This window comes from Kitasatospora sp. NPDC085464, assembly GCF_044541955.1.
Taxonomy (GTDB): domain Bacteria; phylum Actinomycetota; class Actinomycetes; order Streptomycetales; family Streptomycetaceae; genus Kitasatospora.
Map to the genome: position 1 here is coordinate 60,492 of NZ_JBITTM010000005.1, position 20,793 is coordinate 81,284.

Genomic DNA, 20,793 nt, shown 5'->3' on the forward strand with positions numbered 1-20,793 from the left:
CCCGCACGGGAAGGCCGGACGCCCCTTCAGGCCCCCAGGTACCGCAGCACCGCCAGCACCCGCCGGTGGTCGTCCGGCGCCTGGGGCAGGTCGAGCTTGGTGAAGATGCTCGCGATCCGCTTGGACACCGTGGCCTCCGTGACCACCAGGCGCCGGGCGATGGCCGCGTTGGAGCGGCCCTCGGCGATCAGCCCGAGCACCTCCTGCTCCTTGGGGCTCAGCCACTGCAGCGGGTCGTGAGCGGCCGACAGCGCGTCCGACAGCATGATCAACAACACCCTCTACGCGGCCATGGCGCTGATCGTCGGCCTCGCCCTGTTCCTGCCCGCGATAGTCCCGCCGGTCGTCCGCGCCGTCTGGTGGCCGCTGTCCGGGCTCCGCGGCGCCACCGGCCTGGTGGCCCGGGAGAGCGCGCTGACCGCCGTCCGGCGTACCGCCTCGACCGCCGCGCCGGTGCTGGTCACGGTCGGCTTCGCGGTGCTGATCGCGGGCCTGTTCCAGCTGCGGGCCACCGGCTACGCGCTGGAGGAGACCGTCCGTCAACAGGCCACCGCGGTGGTCACCCCGCACCATGCCCCCGGGCTCTCGGACGCCGCGCCGTCGCCGCGGTGCCGGGCGGCGCCTCACTGCTGCCCACCCGGCTCTACATCGGCGGCACCGACCACATCGGCGCGGTCGGGATGAGCGAGGCGGCCTTCCGCAGGGCGCGCACCGGGATGACCGTCACGGCCGGCGCGCTGGACGGCCTGACCGGCGAGAACACCGCGGTGGTCAAGGCCTCCACCGCGCGTTGGCTGGGCTGGTCCACCGGCCGCAGTGTCCCCCGGTCACCTTCGAGGACGGGCGGACCGTGGACCTCACGGTCGTCGCCGAGATCACCGACGACTCCGCCACCGCGAGCGTCCTGCTGACCACCGGCACCGTCCGGGCGCACGACCCCTCGTCACTGACCTGGCCGTCGCGCTGGTCACCCTGCTCGGGCTGCGCTCCGGCCTCGCCGCGCAGCTCGGCACCCGGGTCGACCTCGACCTGCCGTGGTCCACCGTGGCGCTGACCGTCGGCGTCTGCCTGGCCATCGCCCTGGCGGCCGGCCTGCTCCCGGCCCGGCCGGCGCTGCGCCGCACCGGCGCCCGGGTGAGCACCTGACGGCCGCTGCCGCCCCCGGGCCCGACCCGTCCGGGTCGGGCCCGCTGCTCCCGGTCGACCCCCTCGCTCCCGGGGCGTCGCCGCTGTTGCCGACCGGACCGGTCTCACACCCAGTCGTCGGTGCCGCCCAGCAGGGCGACGACGTCCAGTCCCGGATCGTCGGCCTCGGCCGCCCACAGGTCGTAGGTGGCCGCCCAGAACGGGGCCGACCGGATCGGCCACGGCAGCCGGTAGCGGAACTCGACCAGGGGCCGGCCGGGTTGCTGCACCACCAGGCGGTGGTGCAACAACCCGGTGCGGTGGTGGACGGCGGTCCGCTCGTCGACCACGGTGGACCAGTCGTCGACCTGGAGGATCCGCTGACCGTCCACCTCACCGCTCCTTCGGCGAACCCGCGCCCGTCTCACCCGGCCGGGGCGGCCCGGGCACCCGGATAGCCTCGACAGCCCGGGAGGCCCGGGGGCCCGGACAGCCCGGATCGATCGTCGGACGGGAACTACTCCCCCTGCTCGGCCAGCGACTTGATGCCTTCGAGGGCGGCCGTCATGGCCGTGCGCAGCTCGTCCAGCCGGAAGTCGACGACCTTCTCCTCGATCTCGGGCCTGGCGTCGATGATGCTGCTCATGCCGCTGCGGCCCGGGCCGATCACCACCGACTGGCGCAGCCGGGTGCCGCCGTCCTCGGGGGTCAGGTCGAAGCGCCAGCGCGCCAGCGCACCGGCCGGCTCGGACACCGGCTCGCCGTAGCAGCCGTCGGCGTCCATCACGGCCCAGGCGAAGGCGCGGGGGCGGGTGGGGTCGACGGAAACGGCCGGCTCGGCCGGCTCGGTTACCCCTGCCGGCTCGGTCAGCTCGGTCACCTCGGAGACCGTCCGCCAGTCGGGCAGGCCCTCACGGCGGTTGTGGCCCTCGAAGCGGGCGCCCGGCGCCGGTCCGTCCGCGCCGTCCAGCCAGGCGACGCGCTGGAGCTCCGGGCTGAGCCGGGTGGGCAGGTCGATGTCCGTCACCAGCTCCCACACCCGTTCCACCGGTGCCTGGACGAAGATCTCGCAGACCGTCCCCGGACCGTCGGCGTAGCGCATTCCGTTCCCCCTTCTGGTCATCCACGTGGTGCACGTCGTGCAGGTAGCGATTCGATGCGGGTCGACACCCGCCCGCTGCCCCCGCCTGTGCGTCCGGAACGCTACGGGGGCAGCGGGCGGGTTGCCGCCCTGGGCCCGGAATCGATGATCGAGCCCGCCGGACACCCAAGTCAATCCGCCGGTTTGCTGGGGCATCTCCAAGCGATACCTTGGGTCCCCGTGACCATCGACGATCTCCGCGTCTTCGCGGCGGTCTGCCGGGCCGGCTCGCTCAGCGCCGTCGCCCGCGACCTCCACTGCACCCAGTCCGCGGTCAGCCAGCACGTGAAGCGGCTCGAACGCGAGCTCGGTCTCGCCCTGATCGAGCGCCACTCGCGCGGGGTGGTGCCCACCAAGGCGGGCCGCCTGCTCCAGGCGGCCGTCTCCACCGGCCTCGGCAGCATCGACCACGCGCTGCACCGAGTGGCCGAACTCGCCCGCGGCGAGGGCGGATCCGTCCGGATCACCACCGGCGCCACCAGTATCCGCCACTTCATGTCGGCGGCCGTGGTGGCCTTCCGGCGGCGCTTCCCCCAGGTCAGCCTGGAGTTCCAGACGGAGGTCTCCAGCCGCAGCTGTCTGGAGGCGCTCACCGCCGGACGGGTCGACCTGGCCTGGATCACCCTCGGCACCCCGGTCCGCGGCATCGACCAGCGGCCGGTCGTCGACCTGCCGTGGGTCCTGGCCGTCGCCGCGGGCGACCCGCTCGCCACCAGGGCCCGCATCGAACCCGCCGACCTCCAGGACGCCCGGCTCATCGGGCTGCCGCAGAACTCCGTCGCCCGTTCCCAACTCGACGCCTGGCTCGGGAAGTCGGGCATCCGACCGGTCTTCGACACCAGCGTCGCGGACTGGGACACCGCGATCCTGCTCGCCGAACTCGGCCTCGGCCACGCCGTCGTCCCCGCCCTCCCCCAGTGGCAGGGACCCGGCCACCCCGGCCTGCGGCTGCTCCCGCTCCCCGACCTGCCCGCCCTCACCGCCGGCTGGGCCATCCGCGACTGGGCCAATCTGTGCCCCCTGGCCCGCGCCTTCGCCGACACGGTCGCCGCTCACTGCGGCGCCGGGCCCGCCCTCCCGGCGCGGCACCCGGGAACCGTCTGACCGCCACTGTCCGACCGCCCGCGCGCCAGGCTCCGCGACCACCGGCACGCCGCCGGCGGCCCCCGGCCCCTACGTTCTCCCGCGAGGTCCCCGTCCGGTGCCCGAGCAGATCCCGGGTTTGCCCGACGTCGCCCGATTCCTCTCCATTGCCCGCCCGTTGGCGCCTTCCACTCGTCCTGGCGACCCGGGCGGCCCCGGAAGCGCGACCCCGGGAGCGCGACCCCGGGAGCGCGACCCCGGGAGCGCGACCCCGGGAGCGCGGCGCCTGCCGAACCGCCGTCAGCGGGAGCCGGACGAACGATCCAGGAAACGCCGCAGTCCGTCCCGGACGCCCTCGGTCGGCACGGTCGCCGCGAAGGCCGCCGCCTCGACCGCGAGCCCCTCGTCGATCGGGAGGTTGATCCCGCGGGTCACCGCCCGGAGGCAGGCGGCCACCGCCGTCGGCGCGTGCCGGGTGATGCGGTCGGCCAGGTCCCGGGCCGCGTCGAGCAGTTCACCTGCCGGGACGACCGAGTTGACCAGGCCCAGCTCGGCGGCCCGGGCGGCCGGGATCGGGTCCCCGGTCAGGATCATCTCCAGGCCGCGCTTGCGCCCGACGTGACGAGGCAGCCGCTGCGAACCACCGAAGGGCGGCGGAAAGCCGAGCGAGATCTCCGGCTTGGCGAAGGTCGCGTGCTCGGCGGCGACGGCCAGCGGGGCCGCCTCGGTGATCTCGCAACCACCACCGTACGCAAGGCCGTTGACGGCCACGATGATCGGCTTGGGGAACTCCTCGATCCGCCGCGTGAGGGTGTGGCCGCGCCGGACGACCTCGCGCAGCGCCCGCTCGGGCCCGCCCGCGATGTCGGCCGCCAGGGACGGGATGTCGGCCCCCGCACTGAACGCCCGCCGCCCGGCGCCGGTGAGGATCACCGCGCGGACGGTGTCGTCCGCGTCGATCCGGTCGAACTCGGCGAGCAGCGCGTCGATCGTCGCGTGGTCGAGGGCGTTGAGCTTCTTCTCCCGGTCGATGGTGAGGGTGACGACGTGCTGGTCCCGCTCGCTGCGGACGGTCATGGGCGCGCTCCGTTCCCGGCTCGGCTTCCCCGCTCGGTTCCCCGGCTCGGTTTCCCGGCTCCACCGCCGGACGGATCGAGGCTAGGAACTCCACCCCATGACAATCCAGTTATTGTCCTGGATACACGTCCACGCGCATGACGCCCAGGAACGGCAGCTGACCGGTGCGACCGCCCTCCTACAAGGCCATCGTCGACGAGTACGCGACGGCCATCCGCTCCGGCGCGCTCCCCGCCGGCACGCGACTGCCGACCCACCGTGCCCTCGCCCGCGAACGACGGGTCGCCCTCGCCACCGCCACCCGGGTCTACGCCGAACTCGCCTCCGCCGGAATGGTGGTGGGCGAACAGGGCCGGGGCACCTTCGTCCGGCTGCGCCCGGGCCACGACGGCCTCGAACCCTCCCGCGCGCTCCCGGTGCCGCGGCTGGCGGACCTCTCCTTCAACCAGCCGCTCGCCCCCGGCCAGGGCGACCTGCTGCGGCAGGCCCTGCGAGCCCTCGCCTCCTCGGGCGACGCCGAAGCCCTGCTGCGCCAGCACCCCCCGGGCGGCCACCGGCACGACCGGGCGGCCGTCGCCGGGTACCTGCTCGACCGCGGCGTCGACACGGCACCGGAGAACGTGCTGGTCACCAGCGGGGCGCAGCAGGCGCTGGACTGCGTCCTGCGCACCCTCACCCGCCCCGGGGACGTCCTGGCCGTGGACGCGCTCAGCTACCCGGGCATCAAGCTGCTCGCCTCCGCGCACGGGCTCGACCTGGCGCCCGTCCCCGTCACCCCCGCCGGCCCGGACCTCGACGCGCTCGACCGGCTCTGCCACGCCCGACCGGTACGCGCGGTGTACACCATGCCGACCGTCCACAACCCGCTCGGCTGGGTGCTCGACCGGCAGCGGCGCGAACGCCTGGTCGACCTCGCCGCCGAACACGGCTGCACGCTGATCGAGGACGGCACGTACGCCTTCCTGGAGGCCGCGCCGCCACCACCCCTGCACGCCCTCGCGCCCGAACGCACCTGCTACGTGGCCGGACTGTCCAAGAACGTGGCGCCGGGCCTGCGGTTCGGCTTCGCCGTCCTGCCCGAGCACCTGCTGCGACCGGCGACCACCCAGCTGCGCACGGCGGCCTGGGGCGCACCCGGCCTGATCACCGCCCTCGCCACCGGCTGGCTCGCGGACGGCACGGTGGCCCGGCTGGAACGGGAGCGCCGGACGGACGCCGCGGCTCGCCAGACCATCGCCCGCGCCGCCCTCGACGGCGTCACCACGACCGCCCACCCCAGCTCCTACATCCTCTGGCTCACCCTCGAACCGCACCAGCGCCCCGACCACGCGGCCGCCGCGCTCGCGGCCGAGGGCATCCTGATCTCCACCGCCGATGCGTTCGCCACCACCGCCCACCACCCCAACGCCCTCCGCCTCGCCCTCGCCACCCCCCCACTCGCCGACCTCCCCACCGCCCTCACCCGCCTCCGCACCACCCTCGACACCATCGCCCCCTGACCCACCAAAAGTCGGCCCACCCGACTTCCCACGCGCGCTCCGCCCCCGGCCCCGGCCCCGGCCCCGGCCCGCCCCAGAAAATATGTAGACCGATCTGCATATTCCTACGCCCACCCAACTTCACCATCTGCGCAGGAAGTCGGCCCACCCGACTTCCTATGCGCCATCCCACCCACCCCACATCAATCAGTAGACCGATCTGCATAATTCGCCCCACCCCCACGCCCACCCCACATGAGAAGTCGACCACGCCGACTTCCTGCGCAGGCCACCTCAACCGCCAGGCCTCCACCGGGAGAATCAGTAGACCGGTCTGCATATTTCTCCCCGAGGCAACACCACGGCGGCGCGCCCCGCCCCTGAAGGCGCGCCAGAAGTCGGCCCGCCCGACTTCCTACTCCGATCGCCCCGCATCCTCCCCGGCCTCCCCGGCCTCCCCCACCTCCCCCGCCTCCCCCACCTCCCCCGGGGCGGCCATGGCGGCCATGGCGGCCGCGCGGCTGAAGCGGGTGCTCCAGTCCTCCAGCAGCGTTCGCAGGCCGGGTGGGCCGATCACCTCGAAGTCGGCTCCGAGTGATCCCAGGGCCATGGCGGGCCAGTCCAGGGAGTCGGCGGTCATCAGCAGCCGGCAGCGGCCGGTGGCGACGGGCTCGACGGTGCCCCAGCGGCCGACGCGCGCCCGGACGTAGTCGGCGGGCGCGCCGACCAGCGCCTCCACCCGGTGCGGCCGGGGCACGCCGTTGAGGCCCGCACGGACGAACTCCGCCGCGTCGGCGGCCGGGAGGGTGCGCGGGGCGAAGCGGGCGCCGCTGCCCTGCGGGACGCCCAGCCGGTCGAGGCGGAAGCTGCGCCAGTCGGCGCGGTCGAGGTCGTACGCGACCAGGTACCAGCGGCGGTTGAGGCAGACCAGCCGGTGCGGTTCGACGTGCCGCTCCGAACCGCGCCCGTCGGCGGCGGTGTACGCGAACCGCAGCCGTTCGTCGTCCCGGCAGGAGAGCGCCACCACCGTGAGGACGTCCGGGTCGACGCCCACGCCCCCGTGGGCGCCCCAGTCGACCGGGACGGTCATCGCGCGCAGCGCCTCCACCCGGCGGCGCAGCCGGGCCGGCATCACCTGGACGACCTTCGCCAGCACGCGCACCGAGGCCTCGGCGACGCCCTCGACCGGGCTCTCCGCCGCCGCCTGCAGGCCCACCGCCAGGGCCACCGCTTCCTCGTCGTCGATGACCAGCGGCGGCAGTGCCGCGCCGGCCGCCAGTTGGTAGCCGCCGTCGACGCCGCGCTGTGCCTCGACGGGGTAGCCGAGTTCGCGCAGGCGGTCGATGTCCCGGCGCAGGGTGCGGACGGAGACGCCGAGCCGGTCGGCCAGTTCATCGCCGGGCCAGTACCGGTGGGTCTGGAGCAGGGAGAGCAGCCGAAGCGTCCGGGTGCTGGTGTTCGCCATGGGTCCCATTCTTCCCGGGATTCAGGACAGGAAGTGGCCGCAATGGTCCGTAACGTTGTTCCTGTCCGAGGGAGCAGGAACCGAACGGAAGGCCAGAACCATGACCGCGACCACCAACGCGACCACCAGCACGACCGCCGAGACCACGACCGCGACCACCACCAACGCCGCGAGCAGCGTCACCACCGCCACCGCCGGCGCCGTGCCGGCGAACGTCACCGGCGAGCGCGCCGACTTCCTGGAGGCGCTGGCGAAGCACCGCTACTTCCTGCGCTTCACCACCCGCGACCTCACCGACGAGCAGGCGGGCCTGCGGACCACCGCGAGCGAGCTGTGCGTGGGCGGCCTGGTCAAGCACGTGACCTCGATGGAGCGGCTGTGGGCGGACTTCATCGTGGAGGGCCCGTCCGCGATGCCCGACTTCACCACCTGGACCGCGGAGGACATCGCCCGCCGGGCCGACGAGTACCGCATGCTGCCCGGGGAGACCCTGGCCGACGTCCTGGCCGCCTACGAGGAGGTGGCGCGCCGGACTGACGAGCTGGTGGTCACCCTCCCCGACCTGGATGTCGCCCACCCGCTGCCGAAGGCCCCCTGGTTCCAGGCGGACGCCTCGTGGTCGGCCCGCCGGGTGCTGCTGCACATCATCGCCGAGACCTCCCAGCACGCGGGGCACGCCGACATCATCCGCGAAGCCCTGGACGGCGCGAAGACGATGGGCTGAGCCGGACGTCGGCGGGGTCCGTCGGTCGCGACCGACGGACCCCGCTCCGTGCGAACCCGCCGTCAGGCCGGCCCGACCAGGGTGAACCCGGCCCCGTCGACCGCGCCGCGGACCACGTCCTCGTCCAACGGCTGCGCGGAGGCCACGGTGACCCGCCCGTTGGGCGCGTCGGCGACGACGTCGGTGACGCCCGGCAGCTCGGAGAGCCCGGCGCTGACCGTCCTCTCGCAGTGGCCGCAGCTCATCCCTTCGACGGCGAAAACAGCGGTGGTGGACATGACGGCGCCTCCCAAGACGTACCCGTGACGGACCGGTGGAACGGATCGACCCGCCCACCACACCCGAATCCGGGGCCCGGTCCCAGGGACACGCCGCACGGGTGACACCATCGAGCGGTTCCGGGAACCGACCGGGACGTACATCCGACAGGGCCCTGAACCACCGCCCCTCCCCTGCCCGTTCCTCCCAATACGACCCGAACACGCACGACCCGAACACGCACGACCCGAACACCCGAACACGAACGACCCGAACACGCACAACCCGAAGAAGCACGACCCGAACGCACTCACAACCCGAACACGCACGACCCGAACACGTGCCACCCGTACCGACCAGGCCGTGCCGGTCCCCGCACTGGAGCCGTTCCACCATGTCCACACTGGCCCCGATACCCGACCGACCGGAAGCCACCGCCGTACGCCCGCCGTCCCACACGGCGGCCCCGCACGCCGGGAGCAGCCGTTGAGCACCCCGGCCGAGCCGAACTCCCGCCGCCCCGGCTTCCGCCGCCCGGGCCCCCGACCCCCGAGGCCCCGCCGCCCGAGCCTGCGCCGGCTGCGCCCCCGCAAGCCCTGGCACGGCGCGCTCGCCCTCGCCCTGGTGGCCGCGGTGACGGCCGGCCTGCTGTGGTGGCAGCCGTGGAGCGACCGGAAGCGCGGGCCGGCCCCGCTCGCGTTCACCACCGCGCCCGGCGGCTCCGCCCGCTTCGGTACCGGCGAGCACTTGTACCGGTACAAGGTGCGGGTGGAGAACGGGATCGCGGAGAGCCCTGAGCAGTTCGCCGCCGAGGTGGACGCGGTCCTCGGTGACGTCCGGCACGGCTGGGCTGCCGGCGGCACGGCCTCCTTCCAGCGGATGCCCGCCGACCCGGTGGACTTCACGGTCTACCTGGCCACCCCGAAGTCCACCGACCGGATCTGCGGCCAGTACGGGCTGGACACCGGCGGCTGGGTGAACTGCGGCGTGACCCACCAGGTGGTCGTCAACCTCAAGCGCTGGACCGAGCTGTCCGAGTTCTACCAGGGCAAGCCCGAGCTCTACCACGCGCTCGCGATCAACCACGAGGTCGGCCACATCCTCGGCAACGGCCACGTCGACTGCCCGGGGCCGGGCGAGCCGGCACCGGTGATGATGCAGCAGATCAAGGGGCTGCACGGCTGCGTCCCCAACGGCTGGCCCTACTCCGACGCCGGCACCCTGCTCACCGGCCCGCCCGTCCTGGCCCCCACCAACGCCCCGTAGCCCGTCCCGGCGGCGCGACCCCCCACCCCCTGCCGAAACCGTCCTCCCGGAACACGGATAATCCTGGTCGGACCGGACGCCGCCCCCACCGCGCGCGCCCGGTCCGAGCCGCGGTCCGCCGCGAGCGGGCCGCCCGCACTGAGCAGGACACCGTCCCGAGCGCAGCCCAGCCCGGAGACCGCGTCCGTACCGACGCGGCGGCTCCGACGGCTGGTGAACGTGGCAGAGCATCGCAGAACGCGGCAGAACGTGGAGGACGAACGGTGAACGGTGTGCCCGGCGGGGAGAACCTGGACTGGCCGGTGCTGCTGGCGGCCGCGGAGACGGCCGCCCGGGCGACCCGCGGCCGGGGCAGGGTCGCCGACTACATCCCGGCCCTCGCCACCGCCGACCCGGAGTCCTTCGGCATGGCCGTCGCCACCGTCGACGGGGAGCTGCACGGCGTCGGGGACTGGGAGCAGCCGTTCTCCGTCCAGAGCGTGTCCAAGCTGTTCACCCTGGCGCTCGCGGTCGCCTACGGCGGTGACACGCTCTGGCGGGGCGTCGGCCGCGAGCCGTCCGGCAACCCCTTCAACTCCCTGGTGCAGCTGGAGACCGAGCACGGCATCCCGCGCAATCCGTTCATCAACGCGGGCGCCCTGGTGGTGACCGACCGCCTGCAGACCATGACCGGCGACGCATCCGGCGCGGTACGGGAGTTCCTGCGCCGCGAGTCCGGCAACCAGGAGCTCGACACCGACCCGGTGGTCGCCGCCTCCGAGGCCGAGCACGGCCACCGCAACGCCGCGCTGGCCCACTTCATCGCCAGCCACGGCAACCTGGAGAACCCGGTCGAGACCGTCCTGGAGCACTACTACGGCCACTGCGCCCTCACGACGAGCTGCCGGGACCTGGTCCTGGCCGGCTCCTTCCTCGCCCGCTACGGGGTGCGCGCCGACGGCACCCACCTGATGTCCCGCAGCGAGGCCAAGCGGATCAACGCGGTCCTGCTGACCTGCGGCACCTACGACGCCGCCGGCGAGTTCGCCTTCCGCGTCGGCCTTCCCGGCAAGAGCGGCGTCGGCGGCGGCATCCTCGCCATACTCCCCGGTCGCGCGGCCGTCTGCGCCTGGGGCCCGCGCCTCGACCAGGCCGGCAACTCGGTCGCCGCGGTCACCGCCCTGGACACCCTGACCACCCTGTCCGGCTGCTCGGTCTTCTGACCGGCCCGCCGTACCCCGCCGATCTCCCCGCCCGGTCGTCGGACCGGCCCACCGCACCCCGCCGACCCTCCCGCTCGTTCAACTGGCAGGCCCACGCACCCCGCCGATCTCCCCGCTCGGTAACCTGACTCCGGATCACGCCCGCAGGACCGGGCACACAGGCGGCGAGTTGGGGGACGGCCGGTGCAGCACCGTGCGCTCGTGGTGGGGGTCGAGGGCGAGGCGGGCGATCCGGCGGACGAGGTGCCGCCCGCGTGGCCGCGGCTCGCCTACGCGCCGGACCGCGCCGAGCGGCTGCGCGGCATCCTGACCGAGCGGTACCGCTACACGCCGGTGGAGACCACGGCCGATCCGGCCGCCACCGCGGCGGCCCTGTCGGAGGCGGTGCGGGCCGCGCTGCACAGCGGGCCGGGCTTCGTGGTCGTCCACCTCCTCGCGCACGGGAAGCCGTCCGACCGGATCACCAACGGCCTCCATGTGGTCGGCGGCGACGGGCTGCTCACGGACGAGCTGTCCACCTGGATCACCGGCGTGGAGTCCCGGGCGGGCGAGGACGGCCCGACCGTCCTGCTCCTCCTCGACCTCTGCTACTCCGGCCGGGTCGTGTGGGGCCACTTCGAGCGGCTGGTGCGGCCGGAGCTGCGCCGGGTCTGGGTGGTCGCCGCGAGCCTCCCCGAGGACCCGGCGTACGACGGCCGGCTGAGCTCCGCCGTGGCCGAGGTGCTCGGCGGGTTCGCGGACGGGACGCTGCCGCTGGACGAGTCCCTGGAGTACATCCCGATCGACCGTTTCTGCCGCGAACTCGCCCGCCGGGTCGAGGAGCTCGGCCGGGGCGGGCCGGAGCAGCGGATCGAGCGCCCGCTGGCGGCGCTCGGCGCCGACCTCGGCCACCTGCGGTTCTTCCGCAATCCCCGCCACCGCGCCGGCGGCGGCGGGACGCACCCCGAGCTGGCCGCCCTGCTCGACGAGACCGCCGACGCCGGACACTTCGTCAGCCGCGCGCTCGGCCACCAACAGGCCTACGGCACACAGGGATTGACTTCCTTCACCGGCCGCACCGAGGAGCTGAACCGGCTCTGCGGCTGGCTCGACGGGCAGGGCCCGGCGCTGCAGGTCGTCACCGGCAAGCCCGGCGTGGGGAAGTCCGCCCTGCTGGGCATGCTCGCCTGCGCGGCGCACCCCGCGCTGCGCACGCCCACCCAGCACGTCTGGGGCACCCTGCGGAGGTCGGCGCCGCGGAAGGTCCCCGGCCTGGCCGTGGTCCACGCCCGCCGACGCCGCCTGGCCGCCGTCGTGGCGTCGCTCGCCGCCCAGTGGGAGCTGCCCCTGCCGCCGGGCAACAGCGGCAGCAGCGGCAGCAGCAGCCACTGGACGGCCGATCGACTGATCGACGCCCTGCGCGCCCGGCCGACCGCGCCGGTGCTGCTGCTCGACGCGCTCGACGAGGCCGAGCATCCCGCCGACCTGCTCACCGCACTGCTGTCGCCACTCATCTCCCGCCGTCGGACGGACGGTTCACCGCTGTGCCGGGTGCTGGTCGCGACCCGCCCGGAGCCCGGGCTGAAGCTGCTCCTCGACACCGCCCGCGGCCAGGACGGCCTGCTCGACCTCGGCGAGGTGCCCGGGGACCGCCTGCGGGAGGAGCTGGCCGACTTCGTCGCCGACCTGCTGGGCCGCGCGGAGCCGTACGACGCCCACGAACGCGGCCTGGTCGACCGGCTGGCCCGCACCGTCGCCGACACCCTGGTGTCGGCGGAGCCGGAGTGGGGCGAGTTCCTGGTCGCCGGCCTCTACACCCGGTATCTACTGGAGCAGCGACCGCCCCTGCAGACCCCGGCCGATGCGGAGGCGCTGGGCCGGGCCGTCCCCCGCACCCTCGACGCGATCCTCGACCTGGACCTCGGCCACCAGCCGGACCAGCGCCTGCGGTCGGTGCTGACCGCCCTCGCCCGGGCCGAGGGCACCGGCATGCCCGAACGCCTGGTGGGCGTGGTGGCCGACACCGACGCGACCGACGCGCTCCTGGACACCGCCCGCTTCTACCTGCGCCGCTCCCCCGACGGGGACGGCACCCCGCTGTACCGGATCTTCCACCAGGGCCTCGCCGACCGGCTGCGCGCCCGCCCCGACCTGGACGCCCGGACGCTCTGGGACCGCCTGCTCGCCGATGTCCGGCCCGTCCCCGACCGCCCCGCGCAGTGGGCCACCGCCGAGCACTACCTGCTCCGGCACGCCGCCCGCCACGCCGCCGACGCGGGCGCGCTCGCCGAGTTGCTGGACGATCCGGAGTTCCTCGTCCACGCCGATCCGGCGGCCCTGTCGGCCGAGCTGTACCACAGCGGTGAACAGCACCCCCACGGCGTCGTCTACCGCGCCTCCCTCGGCGCCCACAGCGCCGCCGCCCCGGACGAACGCCGCCAGATCCTCGCCCTCGACGCCGCCCGCTACCAGCTGGGTGAACTGTCCGCCGCGCTGTCCGCCGACGGTCCGTGGACCGTCACCTGGACGGCCGGACGTCCGTTGGCCACCCGGCTGCTCACCACCCTGATCGGGCACCGGGGCAAGATCTGGGACCTGACCACCCTGGAGATCAACGGCCGGGCCCACGCGCTCACCGCGGGCCAGGACGGAACGGCCCGCCTCTGGGACCTGCGAACGGCCACCACCGTGCTCCAACTTCCCGACCACGGCGCCGCGGTGGGCTGCGTGGCCGCGGCCGAGCTGCCCGGCGGGCCGATCGCCGTCACCGGCGACGACAACGGCAGGCTGCACGGCTGGGACCTGACCAGTGGTCGCCCGCTGTGGACCGCCGAAGCGCACAACGGCCCGGTCTGGGCGGTCGTCACGCTGTCGGTCGACGGCGTACCACGGGTCGTCAGCGCCGGGGAGGACGAACGGCTCCGCCACTGGGACGCGGAGACCGGGCACGCGCTCGCCACCGTCGCGCTGCCCAGGTACGGCGGCACCGTTCGGCGGCTCGCGCGGTACCGGGACACCGGTGTTCTCGTCCACCAGGAGAACGGAGGCGTCACGGCCTGGGACGCGGACGGCACGCGGATCGCGGTCCGCCACGTCGACGGCCGGGAGGATCCGGTCACCGCGGCCGCCGCCCTGGACGAGGACGGACCGGACGTCGCCACGGCCCACGAGTCCGGAGCCGTGAGCCTGTTCGGACGCACCGTCCGGCCGAGGAGCAGGGAGTCCGGGCACGCGGGTGAGATCACCGTGCTCTCCGCGACGCGCCGACACGGCGGCGCTCCGAACCGCCGGCTCCTCACCGGGAGCAACGACGGCACCGTCCGGATGGCGCACGTCGACCACGTCTTCGTGTACGGCGCGGCCAAGGAGCGCTGGCGGATGGTCGCGACCCACACCACGGCGATCACCGCAGTCACCGACGCCACCGTGGACGGCCGTTGGTGCCTCCTCACGGCCGGCGAGGGCGGTACCGTCCGGATCTGGAACCCGGACGGCGAGTTCGCGCTGCGCCAGCGCCGGGGCCACCGGCACGCGGTCACCGCGCTGGCGGTGCTGCCGGACGGCCGTCTGGTGTCGGCCAGCCGCGAGGGCGAGATCGGCGTGATCGATGCGCAGCGCGCCGACGACCGCGACCGGTTCTTCGTCCTCACCGGAGCCTGGCCGAACAGCATCGCGGTGAGTCCCGGCTCCGACGGAACGCTCGTCCTGGTGGCCGGTCAGGCCCATGGAGTCCTCGGCGTCGATCCGGACGGCAGGAACCTCTGGCTCTCACCGGCCCAGCCCAGGTCGAACACCGCGATCGCCGCGCTCTCCCTCGGTGGGGGATCCCGGCACGCGGTCACCGGCGACGAGGACGGCCACGTGTGGCTCCACCGCCACGACCGGCCCGGCATCACCCGCCTCATGCGGGCCTCGGCCGAGGTCACGAGCCTCACGACCGTGGGCGGCACCGTGCTCGTCGGGGACCGGCGCGGGGTCGTCTGGAAGGTGGCCCCGGGCCGCCGGACCCGGCCGGAGCGCGTGTTCCAGAACGCCGCTTGGGACGTCCACGCGCTCGCGGTGTGCACCGTCGACGGCCGTCCCCACGTCCTCAGCGGCCACGAGGACGGCAGCGTCCACCTCACCGACCTCGACGGCACCCACCGCCGTGAACTCCTCGGCCACACCGAGGCCGTCTTCGCCGTCGCCCCCGCCGTCCTCGACGGCCGCCCCTGCGCCCTGACCGGCGGCTTCGACCGCACGCTGCGCCTCTGGGACCTGACCACCGGCACCCAGCTCCACCGGCTCTGGTTCCCGGACAGCATCTTCGCCGTCGCCGTCGGCCCGGACGGCGGTGTCTTCGTCGGCATGGGCCCGGACGTCATCCGCCTCGACCTCGACCCGAACGGCCCCGTCCTGCGCCCGACCCCGCCAACCCCAGGAGGTACCCCGTGACCCCGATCGTCGCCGTCCACGGCGTGGGCCACCACGCCCCCGACCACGCCCCGCAGGACGTCGTCACCGCCCGCTCCCGCCGCTGGGCGGAGGACCTCGCCCGGGGCCTCGCCCTCTCCCCCGAGCACATCGACCTCACCTACGCCTACTACGCCCACCACCTGCACGCGGACCGGCCGACCGCCCAGGGCGGCGGGGACGAGGACGCCGCCCTCGACCGCCTGGAGCGGGAGGACCCCGCCGCCGCGGCCCTGGCCGCCGACTGGGCCGAGGCCCTCGGCCTCCCGCAGGCGACGGCGCAGGGACGGCTGACCGTACCGCTGCGCCACCTCGCCGGCATGGTCGCCGAGCACCTGAGCCTGGACGGCAGACTGACCCGGGCCTTCGTCGCGGCGCTGTTCCGCGACGTCGCCCGCTACCTCGGCGGCGCCGGGGCCCGCGAAGCCGCCCGGGAGGGCGTGGCCGACGCCATCGCCGGCCGCAAGGCGCGGATCGTGATCGCGCACTCCCTCGGCAGCGTCGTCACCTACGAGGCGCTGCACGCCCACCCCGAGATCGAGGTCGACCTGCTGCTGACGCTCGGGTCCCCGCTGGCCCTGCCCCACGGTGTCTTCCACCGGCTGTCGCCCGCCCCCGAGGACGGCATCGGGCGGCGCCCGCCGGGTGTGCGCCGCTGGGTCAACATCAGCGACCACGGCGACCCGGTGGCCGTCCCCCGTCCGCTGACCCGTCGCTTCCCGGAGGTCGACCGGGACCTCACCGAGAGCATCGCGCTGTTCGACTTCCACACCGCGGCCCGCTACCTGCGCTCCGCAGCGGTGGCGGCAGCCGTGCGCGAGCACCTCTGAACCGCGGGCACCTCTGAACCGCGGGCACCTCTGAGCGCGAACACCCCCGGAACCGGACGGGCCCCGGTCGTCCGCACAGCGACCGGGGCCCGACGACTTCACGCGCCGACTGCGCCGGCTGCCACGACGGCGCCGACTGCAATGACGGCGCCGACCGTGACGGCTACTCCACCGTCACGCTCTTCGCCAGGTTGCGCGGCCTGTCCACGTCGCGGCCGAGGGCGACGGCGGCGTGGTAGGCGAGCAGCTGCAGCGGGATGTTGAGCAGCAGCGGGTCCAGCTCGGGCTCGCTCTTGGGCACCAGGATGCAGTGGTCCGCGAGCTTCTCCTCCGGGCGGCGGTGCGCGACGGCGATGACGCGCCCCGACCGGGCCTTGATCTCGCCCAGCGTGGTGAGGTTCTTCTCCAGAAGCTCGTCGTCCGGGACGAGGGCCACGGTGGGCAGTTCGGGGCTGATCAGCGCCAACGGGCCGTGCTTCAGCTCGCTCGCCGGGTAGGCCTCGGCGTGCACGTAGGAGATCTCCTTGAGCTTCTGCGCGCCCTCCCGGGCCACCGGGTAGCCGCGCACCCGGCCGATGAACATCATGCCCGCGGACTCGGCGTACTCGGCGGCGAGTTCGGCGATCGACTCGCTCTGCTCCAGCACCTCGCGGATCTGGTCCGGCAGCGCCTGCAGGGCCGAGACGATCCGGCGGCCGTCGGCGGGCGAGAGGTCGTGGATGCGGCCGAAGTGCAGGGCCAGCAGCGCGAAGGCGACCACGGTGGAGGTGAACGCCTTGGTGGAGGCGACCGAGACCTCCGGCCCGGCGTGCAGGTAGATGCCGCCGTCGCACTCGCGGGCGATCGCGCTGCCCACGGTGTTGACGACGCCGAGCACCCGGCCGCCCTTGCGCTTGATCTCCTGGACGGCGGCCAGCGTGTCGTACGTCTCGCCGGACTGGCTGACCGCGACGTACAGGGTGTCCGCCTCGATCACCGGGTTGCGGTAGCGGAACTCCGAGGCCGGCTCGCTGTGCGCGGGGATCCGGGACAGCTCCTCGATCAGCTGCGCGCCCATCTCGCCCGCGTAGTAGGCGGATCCGCAGCCGAGGATCTTGACCCGGCGGATCTCGCGCAGCTCCCGGGCGTCCAGGTTGAGGCCGCCGAGGTGGGCGGTGGCGAAGCGCTCGTCGAGCCGGCCGCTCAGCGTGCGCTCGACCGAGCCGGGCTGCTCGTGGATCTCCTTGAGCAGGTAGTGCTCGTAGCCGGCGGTGTCGAAGGAGTCGATCTCCCAGTCCACGGTGGACGGCTGACGGTGGGTGGTGCGGGCGTCCGCGGTGAAGGTGCGGAAGCCGTCGGCCCGGACGGTGGCCAGCTCGCCGTCCTCCAGGTGGACGACCTGGCGGGTGTAGCGGACCAGCGCGGAGACGTCGGAGGCGGCGAACATCTCCTTCTCGCCGATGCCCAGCACGATCGGGCTGCCGTTGCGGGCGACCACGATCCGGTCGGGCTGGTCGGCGTCGAGCACCGCGATGCCGTACGTGCCGACCACCCGGCCGAGCGCGGCGCGCACCGCGTCCTCCAGTTCGACGCCCTCGGTGAGGTGGGCGGCGATCAGGTGGGACAGCACCTCGGTGTCGGTCTCGGAGCGGAACACGGCGCCGTCGGCGGTCAGCTTGGCGCGCAGTTCGTCGGCGTTCTCGATGATGCCGTTGTGGACGACGGCGATGCGCTCGGCGTTGTCCAGGTGCGGGTGCGCGTTGGCGTCGCTGGGCACGCCGTGGGTGGCCCAGCGGGTGTGGCCGATGCCGGTGGTGCCCTTGAACCGGGCCGGTACGGCGGCGGCGAGGTCGGCGACCCGGCCCTTCACCTTGCGCAGCTTGATGCCGCCGGTGCGCCCGGTGACGGCGACGCCCGCCGAGTCGTAGCCGCGGTACTCCAGCCGGGCCAGTCCCTCCAGCAGGAAGGGGGTCGCGTCCTTGGGGCCGATGTAGGCCACGATTCCGCACATGCGTGGACTCCTCGTTGGTAGTGACGGGGGCGTGGGCGGCGTCGCCCGGCCATGGGCGGCGTCGCCCGGCCGTGGGCGGTCCGCGCTCAGCCGTAGACGATCCGCCGCAGCTGGCGGGCCGAGAGCTCCGGCGCCGCGACGCGGCGCTGCGGGAGCTCCTCGGCGAGGCGGGCGAAGATCCGCTCGTTGGTCAGACCGCGTGCCTGCAGCTCGGTGTGGCGTCGGCGCACGTACTCCTCGGTGCTCTCGGAGAAGTACGCCAGCACCTCCGCCACGACCCGCGCCGCCTCCCCGGGCCCGAGCGGGCTGGTCCGGGTCAGGTGGGCGAGAAGGTCTTCATGAGGGTGGGATGAGCTCGGCACGAGTGAGCAGCCTAGGTCGCACCGCCCGTCGAAGCCAAAGATCCTGCCCGAAATCGGGCAGGGATGACGGCTATCGGCCCAGTCTCACCCCCGCAGCACCCCCACAGCACCCCCGCCACCCTCCCCACACCCACCCCCGCGCGCACCCTCGACGCCCCCCGGCGACACCCCGGCGACACCCCCGGCGATCACCCGCTCCCCGTTCGTTCGTCTTCCGCCGAACCCTTGAAGCGCCACCGGCTCCACACGTAGCGTGATCCCCTGAACACGAAGCGGAAGACCGGAGGCTTGCTGATGTGCGGGATCACCGGATGGGTCGCCTTCGACCGCGACCTCACCGCCGAACCGAGGGCCCGGCACGTCCTCGACGCGATGACGGCCACCCAGCTCTGCCGCGGCCCGGACGCGGGCGGCGTCCTCCTCGAACCGCACGCCGCGATCGGCCACCGCCGCCTCGCGGTGATCGACATCGAGGGCGGCACCCAGCCGATGACGGTCGAGCAGGACGGCCGGCTGCTGGCCGCGCTCACCTACAGCGGCGAGGTCTACAACCACCGCGAGCTGCGCGCGGAGCTGGAGGCGGCCGGCCACCGCTTCCGCACCCGCAGCGACACCGAGGTCGTGCTGCACGCCTACCTGGAGTGGGGCGCGGGGCTCGCCGAGCGACTCAACGGCATGTTCGCCTTCGCCGTCTGGGACGCCCGGCGCGAGGAGCTGCTGCTGGTCCGCGACCGGATGGGCGTCAAACCGCTGCACTACCACCCCACCCCCGACGGCGTGGTCTTCGGCGCCGAGCCCAAGGCGCTGCTCGCCCACCCCGCCGTCCGCCCGGTGGTCGACCTGGACGGACTGCGGGAACTGCTCGGCCACACCCGCACCCCCGGCCTGACGCCGTACCGCGACATCCGCGAGGTCCGGCCCGGCCACGTCGTCCGGGTGCGCCGGGAGGGCGTCTCGGTCCACCGATACTGGGCGCTGGAGGCGCGCGAGCACCGCGACGGCCTGGAGAACACCGTCGCCACCGTCCGGGCCCTGCTGGACGACATCGTGCACCGCCAGCTCGACGCCGACGTCCCGCTCTGCTCACTGCTCTCCGGCGGCCTCGACTCCAGCGCCATCACCGCCCTCGCCGCCCGGACGCTGCGCGCGGCCGGGGCCGGCCCGGTGCGCTCCTTCTCCGTGGGCTTCACCGGCCAGGGCGAGTTCCACGCCAGTGAGGTCCGGCAGACCCCGGACGGCCCGTTCGCCCGGCTGCTCGCCGACCACGTCGGAGCCGACCACAGCGTGATCGAGCTGGACGCCGCCGAGCTGACCGACCTCGCCCGGCGCTCCGCCGCGCTGCGCGCCCGCGACCTGCCGGGCGGCGTCGGCGACATGGACGTCTCGCTGCTGCTGCTCTTCCGCGGCGTGCGCCGGCACTCCACCGTCGCACTGTCCGGCGAGTCCGCGGACGAGCTCTTCGGCGGGTACCGCTGGTTCCACGACCCGCGGACCGTCGCCGCCGAGGACTTCCCCTGGGCCGCCGGCCTCACCCACATCGCCGGCCTGGGCTCCGGCCCGCGCGAACAGCTGCTCGACGCCGAGCTGCTGCGCAAGCTCGACCTGGACGGGTACCGCCGGGCCCGCTACCGCGAGGCGATCGCCGAGGTCCCGCACCTGCCCGCGGCCGACCCGCTGGAACGGCGGATGCGCGAGATCTCCTACCTCAACCTGACCCGCTTCGTGCGGATCCTGCTCGACCGCAAGGACCGGATGAGCATGGCCAACGGCCTGGAGGTACGGGTGCCGTTCTGCGACCACCGACTGGTCCAGTACGTCTTCAACACGCCGTGGGCGATGAAGTGCTTCGACGGACGGGAGAAGAGCCTGCTCCGCGCCGCCGTCCGGGACCTCCTGCCCGCGGCGATCGCCGACCGGGCGAAGAGCCCGTACCCGGTGACCAGCGACCCGCACTACCCGGCCCAGCTGCGCGCCGAGCTCACCCGACTGGCCGTCGAGCGGAAGTCCCCGGCGCTCGACCTGCTCGACCCGCGGCGCCTCGCCGACGCGCTCGCCCCGGAGACCGACCCGCAGTCCGTCCGGCTGGGCGTCGACCTCGCGCTGGACCTGGACGCCTGGCTGACGGAGTACCAGGTCACCCTGGAGCTCTGACGCACCGGCACCAGCGCGCCCGCCCGGCGCGTCGGGCCGGCTGCCCGGCCGCTGCGCCGTCCGGGTGATCTCCGGGAACCATCCCGGCGAGCCCGGGCGTCGCACGGTGCGGTAGCGTCGCCGACATCTCCCGAATGGCGGGCGAAATCACGGATTCCCGCCCCCGTGCCGTCAGGATGGGAGCGAACCGTTCACCTCGATCCGCCGGGG

General features: G+C 74.2%; 18 protein-coding genes and 1 pseudogene. 10 read left to right on the top strand and 9 right to left on the bottom strand.

All coding sequences use genetic code 11. From position 1 onward, the window contains the following. Nucleotides 1-26 precede the first annotated feature (26 nt). A pseudogene (locus ACIGG8_RS06000) lies at nucleotides 27-251 on the bottom strand (response regulator transcription factor); the annotation flags it as partial. 13 nt (nucleotides 252-264) lie between these two features. Here ACIGG8_RS06000 and ACIGG8_RS06005 point away from each other — a divergent pair. Next, nucleotides 265-684 (top strand): hypothetical protein, encoded by a 420-nt coding sequence (locus ACIGG8_RS06005; protein WP_396546046.1) that lies wholly within the window; start codon nucleotides 265-267, stop codon nucleotides 682-684. Here the strand turns inward: ACIGG8_RS06005 and ACIGG8_RS06010 are convergent. Next, the gene (locus ACIGG8_RS06010) at nucleotides 644-808 is read right to left on the bottom strand and encodes a hypothetical protein (protein ID WP_396546047.1); all 165 of its coding nucleotides are present in this window, start codon (nucleotides 806-808) and stop codon (nucleotides 644-646) included. The genes ACIGG8_RS06005 and ACIGG8_RS06010 overlap by 41 nt on opposite strands. Nucleotides 809-850: 42 nt before the next feature. Here ACIGG8_RS06010 and ACIGG8_RS06015 point away from each other — a divergent pair, with 42 nt between their 5' ends. Then, nucleotides 851-1,054: a hypothetical protein gene (locus ACIGG8_RS06015; RefSeq protein ID WP_396546048.1), complete on the top strand. Its 204-nt coding sequence runs from the start codon at nucleotides 851-853 to the stop codon at nucleotides 1,052-1,054. Between the two features lie 196 nt (nucleotides 1,055-1,250). On the opposite strand, the gene ACIGG8_RS06020 is transcribed toward ACIGG8_RS06015, so the two are convergent. Both ACIGG8_RS06020 and ACIGG8_RS06025 read right to left on the bottom strand, forming a co-directional pair. Then, nucleotides 1,251-1,517 (bottom strand): hypothetical protein, encoded by a 267-nt coding sequence (locus tag ACIGG8_RS06020; protein WP_396546049.1) that lies wholly within the window; start codon nucleotides 1,515-1,517, stop codon nucleotides 1,251-1,253. A 125-nt stretch (nucleotides 1,518-1,642) separates the two neighbouring features. After that, nucleotides 1,643-2,227, bottom strand: coding sequence for an SRPBCC family protein (locus ACIGG8_RS06025; RefSeq protein WP_396546050.1), 585 nt, complete (start codon nucleotides 2,225-2,227; stop codon nucleotides 1,643-1,645). Nucleotides 2,228-2,446: 219 nt separating this feature from the next. Here ACIGG8_RS06025 and ACIGG8_RS06030 point away from each other — a divergent pair, with 219 nt between their 5' ends. Further along, nucleotides 2,447-3,370, top strand: a complete 924-nt coding sequence (locus ACIGG8_RS06030; RefSeq protein WP_396546051.1) for a LysR family transcriptional regulator — start codon at nucleotides 2,447-2,449, stop codon at nucleotides 3,368-3,370. Nucleotides 3,371-3,649: 279 nt separating this feature from the next. On the opposite strand, the gene ACIGG8_RS06035 is transcribed toward ACIGG8_RS06030, so the two are convergent. Beyond that, nucleotides 3,650-4,426, bottom strand: coding sequence for an enoyl-CoA hydratase-related protein (locus tag ACIGG8_RS06035; protein WP_396546052.1), 777 nt, complete (start codon nucleotides 4,424-4,426; stop codon nucleotides 3,650-3,652). Between the two features lie 164 nt (nucleotides 4,427-4,590). Between ACIGG8_RS06035 and ACIGG8_RS06040 the strand changes: the two genes are divergently transcribed. After that, a complete protein-coding gene (locus tag ACIGG8_RS06040; protein WP_396546053.1) occupies nucleotides 4,591-5,925 on the top strand; it encodes a PLP-dependent aminotransferase family protein in 1,335 nt (444 codons plus the stop codon). A 394-nt stretch (nucleotides 5,926-6,319) separates the two neighbouring features. On the opposite strand, the gene ACIGG8_RS06045 is transcribed toward ACIGG8_RS06040, so the two are convergent. Further along, the gene (locus tag ACIGG8_RS06045; protein ID WP_396546054.1) at nucleotides 6,320-7,369 is read right to left on the bottom strand and encodes a helix-turn-helix transcriptional regulator; all 1,050 of its coding nucleotides are present in this window, start codon (nucleotides 7,367-7,369) and stop codon (nucleotides 6,320-6,322) included. A 100-nt stretch (nucleotides 7,370-7,469) separates the two neighbouring features. Between ACIGG8_RS06045 and ACIGG8_RS06050 the strand changes: the two genes are divergently transcribed. Further along, on the top strand, nucleotides 7,470-8,093 hold the full coding sequence (locus ACIGG8_RS06050) for a DinB family protein (RefSeq protein WP_396546055.1): 624 nt from the start codon (nucleotides 7,470-7,472) through the stop codon (nucleotides 8,091-8,093). 62 nt (nucleotides 8,094-8,155) lie between these two features. Here ACIGG8_RS06050 and ACIGG8_RS06055 read toward each other — a convergent pair whose 3' ends face one another. Beyond that, nucleotides 8,156-8,371 carry a heavy-metal-associated domain-containing protein gene (locus ACIGG8_RS06055; protein ID WP_396546056.1) on the bottom strand — a complete coding sequence of 72 codons (216 nt, stop codon included), beginning with the start codon at nucleotides 8,369-8,371 and terminating at the stop codon, nucleotides 8,156-8,158. A gap of 466 nt (nucleotides 8,372-8,837) precedes the next feature. Between ACIGG8_RS06055 and ACIGG8_RS06060 the strand changes: the two genes are divergently transcribed. From ACIGG8_RS06060 to ACIGG8_RS06075, 4 genes are all read left to right on the top strand, one after another. Beyond that, the gene (locus ACIGG8_RS06060; protein WP_396546057.1) at nucleotides 8,838-9,617 is read left to right on the top strand and encodes a DUF3152 domain-containing protein; all 780 of its coding nucleotides are present in this window, start codon (nucleotides 8,838-8,840) and stop codon (nucleotides 9,615-9,617) included. 290 nt (nucleotides 9,618-9,907) lie between these two features. Then, nucleotides 9,908-10,819 (top strand): glutaminase, encoded by a 912-nt coding sequence (locus tag ACIGG8_RS06065; RefSeq protein WP_396546184.1) that lies wholly within the window; start codon nucleotides 9,908-9,910, stop codon nucleotides 10,817-10,819. A gap of 183 nt (nucleotides 10,820-11,002) precedes the next feature. After that, entirely contained in the window at nucleotides 11,003-15,232 is a 4,230-nt protein-coding gene (locus tag ACIGG8_RS06070) for an NACHT and WD repeat domain-containing protein (protein WP_396546058.1), read from the top strand. Next, entirely contained in the window at nucleotides 15,229-16,080 is an 852-nt protein-coding gene (locus ACIGG8_RS06075) for a hypothetical protein (RefSeq protein ID WP_396546059.1), read from the top strand. Before ACIGG8_RS06070 ends, ACIGG8_RS06075 begins: the two co-directional genes overlap by 4 nt. A 163-nt stretch (nucleotides 16,081-16,243) precedes the next feature. On the opposite strand, the gene glmS is transcribed toward ACIGG8_RS06075, so the two are convergent. Together glmS and ACIGG8_RS06085 are read right to left on the bottom strand one after the other, a co-directional pair. After that, entirely contained in the window at nucleotides 16,244-18,070 is a 1,827-nt protein-coding gene (gene glmS / locus ACIGG8_RS06080; protein ID WP_350520143.1) for a glutamine--fructose-6-phosphate transaminase (isomerizing), read from the bottom strand. Between the two features lie 86 nt (nucleotides 18,071-18,156). Next, a complete protein-coding gene (locus tag ACIGG8_RS06085) occupies nucleotides 18,157-18,432 on the bottom strand; it encodes a hypothetical protein (protein ID WP_350520144.1) in 276 nt (91 codons plus the stop codon). A 294-nt stretch (nucleotides 18,433-18,726) separates the two neighbouring features. On the opposite strand from ACIGG8_RS06085, the gene asnB reads away from it, so the two are divergent. Beyond that, nucleotides 18,727-20,583, top strand: coding sequence for an asparagine synthase (glutamine-hydrolyzing) (asnB, locus tag ACIGG8_RS06090; protein ID WP_396546060.1), 1,857 nt, complete (start codon nucleotides 18,727-18,729; stop codon nucleotides 20,581-20,583). Nucleotides 20,584-20,793: the final 210 nt, after the last annotated feature.